Origin of the sequence: Halobacillus sp. BAB-2008, from assembly GCF_000328325.1 — a bacterium.
Classification (GTDB): Bacteria; Bacillota; Bacilli; order Bacillales; family Halobacillaceae; genus Halobacillus.
Window position 1 is genome coordinate 1 of record NZ_ANPF01000073.1, and the last position, 10,569, is coordinate 10,569.

At 50.6% G+C, this 10,569-nt stretch carries 12 protein-coding genes; 4 read left to right on the forward strand and 8 right to left on the reverse strand.

Annotated elements, in window-relative coordinates; genetic code table 11:
• The 5 genes from D479_RS15760 to D479_RS15780 all read right to left on the reverse strand — a co-directional run.
• The coding region (locus D479_RS15760; RefSeq protein WP_008638924.1) for a ParB N-terminal domain-containing protein at positions 1-201 on the reverse strand (201 nt) is incomplete at its 3' end.
• 375 nt (positions 202-576) lie between these two features.
• Positions 577-1,185 carry a response regulator transcription factor gene (locus tag D479_RS15765; protein ID WP_008638926.1) on the reverse strand — a complete coding sequence of 203 codons (609 nt, stop codon included), beginning with the start codon at positions 1,183-1,185 and terminating at the stop codon, positions 577-579.
• A gap of 12 nt (positions 1,186-1,197) precedes the next feature.
• Positions 1,198-2,283 (reverse strand): sensor histidine kinase, encoded by a 1,086-nt coding sequence (locus D479_RS15770; RefSeq protein ID WP_241210940.1) that lies wholly within the window; start codon positions 2,281-2,283, stop codon positions 1,198-1,200.
• 5 nt (positions 2,284-2,288) lie between these two features.
• Positions 2,289-3,029 (reverse strand): ABC transporter permease, encoded by a 741-nt coding sequence (locus D479_RS15775; RefSeq protein WP_008638930.1) that lies wholly within the window; start codon positions 3,027-3,029, stop codon positions 2,289-2,291.
• Positions 3,013-3,882 (reverse strand): ABC transporter ATP-binding protein, encoded by an 870-nt coding sequence (locus D479_RS15780; RefSeq protein ID WP_008638931.1) that lies wholly within the window; start codon positions 3,880-3,882, stop codon positions 3,013-3,015. Before D479_RS15780 ends, D479_RS15775 begins: the two co-directional genes overlap by 17 nt.
• 197 nt (positions 3,883-4,079) lie before the next feature.
• Between D479_RS15780 and D479_RS15785 the strand changes: the two genes are divergently transcribed.
• From D479_RS15785 to nei, 4 genes are all read left to right on the forward strand, one after another.
• The gene (locus D479_RS15785) at positions 4,080-4,334 is read left to right on the forward strand and encodes a transcriptional regulator SplA domain-containing protein (RefSeq protein WP_008638933.1); all 255 of its coding nucleotides are present in this window, start codon (positions 4,080-4,082) and stop codon (positions 4,332-4,334) included.
• Positions 4,328-5,356 (forward strand): spore photoproduct lyase, encoded by a 1,029-nt coding sequence (gene splB / locus D479_RS15790; protein ID WP_008638935.1) that lies wholly within the window; start codon positions 4,328-4,330, stop codon positions 5,354-5,356. The genes D479_RS15785 and splB overlap by 7 nt, the downstream gene beginning before the upstream one ends.
• 109 nt (positions 5,357-5,465) lie before the next feature.
• Complete coding sequence (locus D479_RS15795) at positions 5,466-6,335, forward strand: SDR family oxidoreductase (protein WP_008638937.1); 870 nt, start codon at positions 5,466-5,468, stop codon at positions 6,333-6,335.
• 16 nt (positions 6,336-6,351) lie between these two features.
• Positions 6,352-7,173, forward strand: a complete 822-nt coding sequence (nei, locus tag D479_RS15800; RefSeq protein ID WP_008638939.1) for an endonuclease VIII — start codon at positions 6,352-6,354, stop codon at positions 7,171-7,173.
• A gap of 61 nt (positions 7,174-7,234) precedes the next feature.
• On the opposite strand, the gene D479_RS15805 is transcribed toward nei, so the two are convergent.
• Genes D479_RS15805 through mnmG form a run of 3 tightly spaced genes read right to left on the reverse strand, consistent with a single transcriptional unit; the run spans position 7,235 to position 10,406 of the window.
• Positions 7,235-7,726, reverse strand: a complete 492-nt coding sequence (locus D479_RS15805; RefSeq protein WP_008638941.1) for a metallophosphoesterase — start codon at positions 7,724-7,726, stop codon at positions 7,235-7,237.
• A 56-nt stretch (positions 7,727-7,782) separates the two neighbouring features.
• Positions 7,783-8,499: a 16S rRNA (guanine(527)-N(7))-methyltransferase RsmG gene (gene rsmG / locus D479_RS15810; RefSeq protein ID WP_008638943.1), complete on the reverse strand. Its 717-nt coding sequence runs from the start codon at positions 8,497-8,499 to the stop codon at positions 7,783-7,785.
• Positions 8,500-8,516: 17 nt separating this feature from the next.
• A complete protein-coding gene (mnmG, locus tag D479_RS15815; protein ID WP_008638946.1) occupies positions 8,517-10,406 on the reverse strand; it encodes a tRNA uridine-5-carboxymethylaminomethyl(34) synthesis enzyme MnmG in 1,890 nt (629 codons plus the stop codon).
• Positions 10,407-10,569: the final 163 nt, after the last annotated feature.

Consider the following 10,569-nt stretch of genomic DNA (forward strand, 5'->3'; position numbering starts at 1 on the left):
CCCATGCGTATGTATCGTCTGGGCGAGTTCGCTAATCTTCTCGTTGTTAAATATCGCTCGAGGTTGGTAACGGTTCGGCTGTACACGTTCGACCGGAACCTGCACAACTTCATCGGGACTGTAGCCTTCTTCTTCATTGCTGCCTTTATCCGAATCCGGTTTGTCCCCTAGCCCGAATAAACGACCAAAAGGATGTAACACGATCAGACACCACCTTTATACGATCGAGCATACGCATTTCATCATAGATTGCTGTATTTTGAAATATAAAAAGCGCCGCAGGCTTGTTGGCTGCTGCGCGTACGTATGCCGTTTTTCATTTCTTTCCTACATTTTATCATATTTGCTTCCGTAAAAGTATCGAGAAGGTGGAAGAATTGTGTGACTCCTTTGTCGAATTCTCCCATCGATCACTACGGAAAGGGTTATTTTTCGCGGTTTCCACGCATCCCATCGTTGGCTGATGATGGCAAAAACCGTCGATATATTTTCTTTAACCCTATGAATTTAACATCCGGAACGTAATCTTGGAATGCCTCCGGGCGAAAATGCGCAAAACGCCCTACATGTGCTTCTTTAGTCCAGCCATCCTTTTCGTCTTGCGATGAAGGCTGCTTCCGTCCTGTTCTGCGCATCCAGCTTGCTCATGATTTCCGATAAATAATTCCGGACGGTGCCGCTTGATAAATACAAAGATTCGCTGATCTGCTTCGTGCTGCAGCCTTTCTCCACACAACGGAGAATCTCCTCTTCCCGGTCGTTGAGAGGCGACGCTTCCGTCGTAAACATCTGATGGATCAACTCCGGACTGATGACCTGCTTTCCGTTCATCACCTGACGGATGTAATCGGCCAGTTCCTCACTCGGGGTATCCTTTAATAAATACCCATCGACCTTTTCTTTCCAGGCATCCTCCAAGTACCCCCGTTTGGAAAACGTCGTCAGAATTAGGATCTTCGTCTCCAGACCATTAGCTTTCGCCTCTTTCAGGACTTCGACTCCCGTCATCAGCGGCATTTCGATGTCGAGCAGGGCGATATCCGGCCGCTTCGTCTCCATCAATCGGAGGGCCTCTCTGCCATCGGCAGCCTCTCCGATCACTTCGAAATCGGCTTCCATACTAAGCAGCGTCCGCAGCGCACTGCGGAGCATCATCTGATCCTCTGCGATAATGATCGAAAGCATACGCATTCCTCCTTATTTTTGAACTTTCGGCACATGAACGACCAACACGGTCCCGCGCTGTTTGGCGGATTCTATATTCATACGGCCGCTGATCATATGCAGCCGCTCCTCCATCCCAAGCAACCCGTTTCCCGGCTCACCCTTAAACCCGATTCCGTCATCGCTGATCGTCATCCGCACTTCTTCCGGTAAATCTTCCACGCGGATCGTACATCTGCTCGCGAAGCTGTGACGGATCACGTTGGTGATACTTTCCCGGAGACTGTAAGCGAGGATATTCTCATAGAGCGGATTCAAACCATGGACAGGAACAGGAGCATCAACGACCGCTTCCATTTCCATTTCCCGCAAAAGCTTTTCTGCGTGGATCAGCTCTTCCCGGAACGACAGCTGCTTCAAATCAGAAACGATCTCCCTGATCTGGTTCAGAACAGTACGTGAAATCGTGTGGATTTCCTTGATTTCTCTCTCTGCCTGTTCGATTTTATCAGGCAGAGAGCGCCTGGCAATGTCGCTTTTCAATGTAATCATCGACAGCGTCTGGCCGACCGTATCGTGCAGATCGCGCCCGATTCGTTCCCGTTCCTGCTGCTTGACGAGCTCTTCGATGCGTCGATTCGCTTTCGAGAGCTGCTCTTTCATATTCCACGATTTGACCTCGTTCCGGATCCCGACTGGAATGGCCGCAACAAGAATCATAGCAGCTACAATAGTGGAGAAATCGATGACTCGCGACGAATACAGAGTCAGCATATATAATTCAAAGAATAAAAGCGGAGCAAGCATATACACGACAATGATCTTCCAGCGCTTATGGATGAAATACAGCGAATAAGTCGTATAAATCGATAAATAAATGAATGTCTCATGAAAGAAGAAGAGCAGCACAGCAAGAAGTGCCGTCATACCGAGAGCGTCAAAGAAAGCCCGGGAAGGATGCCAGTACATATCCCGGAACATAAGGAAGAAGACAAGCAAAAGAAGAAGGCCGAAGCCTCCCTCCCAGCCACCCGTCGCTATCAATGCAATAAGCGGAACAAGCATATAAATCAGCCAGAACAACGGGGCACGCCCGTATTTCTCCGGAAACAATCTCATGACATTCATCCTTCCTGAAAACGGCGGTACGTCCACAAGGATCCCGTGAGGAAAAAGAGGAAGTAGCCGGCCAGCACAATAATTGTCAAAGCGGATATCGATTCTCCTGCAAGGATCGACCATGCCCCATCCGCATACAGGTGCCCCGGCGTCCACGCACCGACCTCCCTGACGAAGACCGGAAGCTGGCGGAGCGGCATCCACAGGCCACCGATGATCGCGAGTCCAAGTGTAATCAAGTTGGCGAACCCGGCCGCCGTCTCCGCTGTTTTGAAGACAGACACCCACGTTCCAAGTGCCAGGAACGGAAGGATCGCAAGCCACACCCATGCCACGATTTTAACCCACGTAAAGAAACCCAAATCGATATCCTTCCAGTTCGCAACGATGATAAACATAAACAGAATGACGGCCAGGTTCAATACCATCAAAGCAGAGAGTCTTCCAAGAAAATACTGCCAATGCTTCATCGGAAGCGACTTCACCCATGACATCCACGGCTGTCTCCGGTCATGAAGCAGCTGAATCCCCATTGTCGTCACCGAGGCACTCATCATGCTGAAGCAGGTCATCGAGACAAGAAAGTACGCTTTCCACTCCGCTCCGTCGATCATCACTGTATCATCGACCGTCTGTGTGTATATCGCATAGAATACAAGCGGCATCAACATCGAGAATATAATGAAATACGGATTTCTTCCCATACGTAAAAGCTCAATCTTCATAACGTTATACCATGTTTTCATTGTGAATTCCTTCCTTTCCGAGCAATTCTTCATAAAAATGTTCGACTGTATGCTTCTCTACCGTCAAATTCCGGAAGGGCACCGCCTCCCGGACGAGCCATGTAATCCATTCGTCCGATCGGTCCGTCTTGAGCTCCCACCGTAATGTCAGGCCGTTTCTCTGAAATCCGGCGCCTTCCAATAAGTCTCGCGGCGTTGATCCGCTTAAGTCGAACCGGATCCAGGAGTGCGTCTGTTCGATATCAGATACGGTTTGGTCGGATTTGAGCCGTCCCTTTTCCATAAACAGCACCCGATCTCCAAGTAAGGATGCTTCCTGCAGCAAATGTGTCGTCATCAGAATCGTCATTCCCTGCTGTTTCAACTGTCGGATCTGTTCATACACATGCTTTCTTGCCGATACGTCCATCCCCGCTGTCGGTTCATCCATGATCAAGAGCTTCGGACGACCGACAAGAGCAAGAGCGAAGATCAGCTTCCGCTTCTGGCCGATACTGAGATGGTCTGTCTTCACCTTCGCTTGCTCCGTCAAACCGGACAATTGGAGCACCTCTTCATACGACAGCGGATCCGGATACATCTTCCTTGTGAACTGGATCAGTTCTTTTATCGTGACACGATCCATCAGCGAAGCATCCTGCAGGACATAACCGACCTGCTGTGTTCCATCGCTCCAGTCGAACCTTCCGCTCTCTGCACGGATATTGCCCATGATCCATTGGAGCAGCGTCGTTTTCCCAGCCCCGTTCGCACCGAGAAGCAGGACACATTCCCCCTCTGAAAGTTCCATGGATACGTCATCCAGCGCCGTCGTTTTTCCATATTTCTTCGTTACATTCGATAGCTTCAACATCCCGCCTCTTCCTTTCCAGGTCTTTCGTTACATCTATCGTATCAGGATGCGGAGGAAATAATTAGAAATCATTGTCATGATGACAGATGACAATTGTCATCTTTTATTCGTTTCACATGAAACAAGCATCCTCTCTTGTAATAATTGGCGGGTTTTGTGGAAAAATGAGCACAACAACTAAGAGAGCAGGTGATTGGATGGATGGGAGCAGTTATAAAGCAGGCGATGTCGTCTATGTCGTTTACCGCAATCCGCATACGTATGATGTAGCGAATGTACAGGAGGCGGCCGTGGTGAACGACCCGGAAAACCCGGGTTCCCTGGCATTATTTTTGTATGAAACGTATTTTCCACTGGATGAGAGCATAGCCGTCTATGCATCCGAAGGGGAAGCGGAGCGGGCCTACTATGATGCGTTCGGCGGTGTGGAATCGGAGGGAGATCTGTGGTAAAACCATTCGTACCGGAACTGGTCTATATCGAGCCGCGGGCGCTCGATTACCCCTTAGGCCGGGAATTAAAAGAGAAATTCGAAAACATGGGCATCGAAATTCGTCAAACGACGTCGCATAATCAGGTCAGGAACCTCCCCGGAGAGAACGATTTCCAAAAATACCGGATGGCGAAATCGACGCTCGTCGTCGGTGTAAGGAAAACGCTCAAATTCGATACGTCTAAACCATCGGCTGAATACGCGATCCCGCTAGCGACCGGGTGCATGGGGCACTGCCATTACTGCTACCTGCAGACGACGATGGGGAGCAAACCATATATTCGGACCTATGTGAATGTGGAGGAGGTCTTTGATGCTGCCGAGCAGTATATGAAGGAACGAATGCCGGAGGAAACCCGTTTCGAAGCGTCCTGTACGTCGGATATCGTCGGCATCGATCACTTGACCCATTCCCTCAAACGGGCAATTGAATATTTTGGGGAATCCGACCACGGAAGGCTGCGGTTCGTGACGAAGTTCGCTCATGTCGATCATCTGCTGGACGCGAAGCATAACGGCAGGACACGCTTCCGCTTCAGCATGAACGCGGACTATGTCATCAAGTACTTAGAGCCCGGCACTTCCCGCCTGGACGAGCGGATCGAGGCAGCTGCCAAAGTAGCGAAGGCCGGCTATCCTCTCGGGTTCATCATCGCACCGATTTATCTGTACGACGATTGGAAGGAAGGGTACCGGGTGCTGTTTGAGAAGCTACACGACAAACTCCCGGACTACGCCACGAAGGATTTGACGTTCGAACTGATCCAGCACCGCTTTACGAAGCCTGCCAAGCGCGTCATTGAGAAAAATTATCCGATGACAAAGCTTGAGATGGATGAGGAGAAAAGAAAGTACAAATGGGGTCGATACGGAATTGGGAAATACGTGTACCAGACCGACGAACAGGAAGATATGAAGAAGACGCTCGGCGGGTATATTAATCAGTACTTCCCGGAAGCAAGTCTCGAATACTTTACTTGATCAGGGCGCCTTGTGCGCCTTTTTGTCTGCCTGAAAAACATCGTCCGTGTTTTATTTTTCCAAAAAGGTGGAATGAGCATACAAAACATTCCACAGAGGAGGATGAAGCATGACACGATATAATCGACAGACAGATGGACAGCCGGCACAGGAACAAGGAAGCCAGCCCGGAATGGAGAGTGAAATGCAGCCATTGCCGCTCCAAGCGGATACAGATTACCAAAGCGGAAATAAACTACAAGGAAAAGTTGCCCTGATCACCGGCGGGGACAGCGGAATTGGAAGGTCTGTCGCTATTGGATATGCGAAGGAGGGGGCAGACGTTGCCATTTCGTATCTGGAGGAGCACGAGGATGCCGAGCACACGAAGCAGCTCGTCGAAGCAGAAGGTCGCCGGGCGATTCTGATCGCAGGCGATGTCGGTGATGAAGATGTTTGTAAGCAGGCGGTTCAGCGAACAGTGGATGAGCTGGGACAGCTGGATATTCTCGTCAACAACGCTGCGGAACAGCATCCGAAGGACGATTTGTTGGATATTACTACAGAACAACTGGAAAGCACGTTCCGCACGAATATCTTTTCTATGTTCCATTTGACGAAAGCAGCGATTCCACATTTGAAACAAGGAAGTGCGATCATCAACACCGCTTCCATTAATCCATATACAGGTAACCCGCAGCTTGTCGATTATACAGCGACGAAAGGGGCCGTTGTCGCCTTCACCCGTTCCATGGCCCAACAGCTCGTCGACAAAGGAATCCGCGTGAACGGAGTCGCTCCGGGACCGATCTGGACACCGCTCATTCCAGCGACTTTCCCGAAAGAAGACGTCGAAGAATTCGGTACCAGTACGCCGATGGGCCGCCCGGGGCAGCCGGTCGAACACGTCGGAAGCTACGTCCTGCTTGCTTCTGATGATTCCACCTACATCACAGGTCAGTTCATCCATATCAACGGAGGAATGTACACATCAAGCTGAGAGAGGAATAGAAACCATGCCAGAAGGACCGGAAATCCGCCGTGCCGCCGACCAAGTCGAAAAGGCACTGATGGATCGAGAAGTGATCGATGTCTTCTTTGCTTTTGAACAGCTGAAGCCGTATGAAGAGATTCTGAGAGGGGCCGGCATCCGGAGAGTGGACACAAAGGGGAAAGCGATGCTCATCCGCTTCAACAACGGCTATACGATCTACTCGCACAACCAGCTGTACGGGAAGTGGATGATCCGTAACGCCTACAACTACCCGAAAACGAACCGGCAGCTCCGGCTCGCCATCCATAATGAGAAGAAGTCCGCATTGTTATACAGCGCATCGGACATTGAAGTGCTGCGCGATGAAGAAGTACCGGCGCATCCATTCATCGCTAAAGTCGGCCCCGACATCTTAAGTGAGACCGTAATCCCCGATGAATTAGCCGCTCGCTTTGAAGAGAAACGGTTTCGGAACAGACGGTGGACGTCCCTCCTTTTGGATCAGGCGTTCATCGCGGGAATCGGCAATTACCTCCGCAGTGAAATCCTGTTTGCTGCCGGTATTTCTCCGGAAACACGGCCTGTCGACAGTACCGAAGAACAAAAAAGGAAAGCAGCCGAAGCGACCATTGATTTGATGTGGCAGTCCTACCGCCATAAGGGAATCACAAACGACCTCGACCTGGCAGAGCGCTTAAAAAAAGAATGTGTGAAGCGGAAGGATTATCGTCACTGGGTGTTCAACCGCGAAGGCCGTCCGTGCCGCATCGACGGCACCCCCATTGTTAAATTCCGCGCCGGCTCCAGGCGCTGCTATTACTGCCCGACCTGTCAAAAGGAATGAGTTCAGAGTCCGTATGACGGCAAAAGGCCAGGCCGCACTGTTACGTGCGGCCTGGCCTTTTTTAAGAATAAAAGATATGCTCTGCGTGAATGCCGCCCTCAAACAGCGTCAGTATTCCGAAAGAATAGAATGGAAGGCTGCGTTTATCCGTCGCCGAGCCCGGATTAAACAGCAGCGTCTTCTTATGGTAACGAAGATACGGAATATGGGAGTGGCCGAAGAGAACGACATCGACCTCCCCCTCTTCAAACGACTCCAAAGCCCGGCGTTCTGTCGTCTTCTTCTCCCCATGTCCATGAACGAGACCGAAACGCACACCCCCGAGTGTCACTACCTGCTTTTCCGGAAGCAATTCTCTGATCTCCCCGCCGTCCACGTTTCCATAAACGCCGTACAGCGCGGATTTTTCCTTCAATGTTTCATAGACATCCAGCGATTGAAAATCTCCGAGATGGAAGACGGCATCGGCAGAAGGAAGCTCCTTCATTAACCGCTCCGGCAGCTCTTTCGCTTTCTTCGGCATATGTGTATCTGCTGTGACCACAATCTTCATGCTGCTCCTCCTCTACCAAAAAAGCCCCTCTATCCGGAGACAGAGGGGGCTTCTCATCATTGAATCGGTGTTTTGTTCGGTGTTCCTGCTTTACGCGGATACTTCTTCGGAGTCTTCCGGCGTTTTTCAATAATGGCAATGTTCCGTTCGCTTCCTTCTTGTGGAAGCTCAAACGTGTGCACATCGATGACTTCACCACCGACAGTTTGAACGGCAATGTTTGCATCTTCCATCTCATCCATCAGGTTCGGCCCCTTCATAGCAAGGAAACGACCGCCTTTGGCCGTGAGCGGGAGACACAGTTCACTGAGTACGGACATGCGTGCAACAGCCCTTGCCATGACCAAGTCATAGCTTTCACGGAAGTTGGCGTTTTTCCCGAAATTCTCGGCTCTGTCATGATAAAAAGCGACATCGTCAAGCTCCAATTCATGAGCTAAGTGATTCAGGAAAGTGATCCGTTTCTTCAAGGAATCCACAATGGTCACTTTCAAATGCGGAAAAGCGATTTTCAGCGGCAGGCTCGGAAATCCGGCACCCGCTCCGACATCACAGATGCGAAGCGGCTTGCTGAAATCGTAATAGAATGCAGCGGTCAGCGAGTCATAGAAGTGTTTCAAATAAACGCCTTCCTGATCGGTAATGGCTGTCAGGTTCATCTTCTCGTTCCATTCGACAAGAATTTCGAAGTAACGCTGGAACTGGTGCTGCTGTTTCTCGTCAAGATCGATCCCTTTTTCTTTCAATGCTTGTATAAAGGTTGCGGTATCCATACGTCCATCCCTTCGATTTATTCTCCTGAAACGCGTGCAATCTGACCCTGCTCAATATAGACAAGCAGAATCGATACGTCCGCAGGGTTGACCCCGGACACACGGGAAGCCTGCCCTACAGAAAGCGGACGAACCGTTTTCAGGCGGTCTTTCGCTTCGGTAGCCAGTCCGTTGATCGCATCGTAATCAATGTTTTCAGGAATTTTCTTGTTATCCATCTTCTTCATCCGTTCGATCTGTTCCAGCGCCTTCTTAATATAGCCGCTGTATTTGACCTGGATCTCGACCTGTTCTTTGACCGCTTCGGGAAGCCTCACATCACTCGGTGTCACACGCTCCAGATGGCTGTAGCTCATTTCCGGACGCTTCAGAAGATCGGTCGCACGAATAGCATCCTTCAGTTTGGATCCGCCCGCCTCTTCTATGACAGCCTGGACTTCCTCCGTCTCTTTCAGGATGACTTTATCCAAACGCTTCTGTTCTTCCTCAATCAACCGTTTCTTCTCAAGGAAACGCTTGTAGCGGTCCTCCGTGATGAGTCCCAGCTGATAGCCGATTTCCGTCAGGCGGAGATCCGCATTATCATGGCGCAGCATCAGACGGAATTCCGCACGGGAAGTAAGCAGACGGTACGGTTCGCCTGTTCCTTTCGTGACAAGGTCGTCGATCATAACACCGATATAGCCTTGAGAACGATCGAGTACAAGTGTTTCGAGATCAAGCGCCTTGGCCGCGGCATTGATGCCCGCCATCAACCCTTGTCCGGCTGCTTCTTCATACCCGGAAGTTCCGTTCAGCTGACCAGCTGTGAACAACCCGGAGATCTGTTTCGTCTCCAACGTCGGCCATAATTGGGTCGGAACGACGGAATCATACTCAATGGCATAACCGGCCCGCATAATTTCAGCATTCTCAAGTCCGGGAACGGTACGCATCATTTCATGCTGGACGGATTCCGGCATCGATGTCGACATTCCCTGAACATAAACTTCTTCCGTCTCACGGCCTTCCGGTTCTAGGAAGATCTGGTGGCGCGGCTTGTCATTGAAACGAACGATTTTGTCCTCGATGGACGGACAATAGCGCGGTCCTGTCCCCTTGATCGCACCGGAATACATCGCAGACAGTCCGAGGTTATCATTGATGACTTTGTGTGTTTCTTCGTTCGTATACGTCAACCAGCACGGAATCTGATCCGTGATGAATTCCGTCGTTTCATAGGAAAAGGAGCGCGGCTCTTCTTCGCCTGGCTGGATTTCCGTCTTGGAATAGTCGATCGTCTTGCTGTTGACCCGCATCGGCGTTCCCGTCTTGAAACGGACCATGTCGATTCCGAGTTCTTCGAGCTGCTCGGAAAGCGATACAGTAGAGCGCTGGTTGTTCGGGCCGCTTTCATAGGAAAGGTCGCCGATGATGACGCGTCCGCGCATGAACGTTCCCGTCGTGATGACAACCGTCGGCGCGTAATACGCCGCATTGGTTTCCGTAACGACACCTTTCACTTCGTCGTCTTCCACGAGGATCTTTTCGACCATCGCCTGCTTCAAAGTCAGATTATCCTGCGTTTCAAGGACGCGCTTCATTTCTTTAATATACAGAGGTTTGTCCGCCTGAGCGCGCAGTGCACGGACAGCCGGTCCTTTTCGTGTGTTCAACAAACGCATCTGAATATGCGTTTTATCGATGACTTTCCCCATCGCTCCGCCGAGGGCGTCGATTTCTCTTACGACGATCCCTTTGGCAGGTCCGCCGATGGAAGGGTTACATGGCATGAAAGCGACCAGATCAAGGTTCAAAGAAAGCATGAGGGTTTTCGCACCACGGCGTGCCGCAGCAAGCCCCGCTTCCACTCCTGCATGACCGGCGCCGACTACGATTACATCATAATGCCCTGCATCAAATGTCATTTGGGTGTCTCTCCTTTTTTGTTCTACATCTATTCAAAAAAACTTCCTACTCAACAATTACTTCCCTAAACAGAACTGAGAGAACAACTGGTCGATCAAACTGTCATGGACGGTATCTCCGACGATCTCTCCGAGGATCTCCCATGTTCTCGTTACATCAATC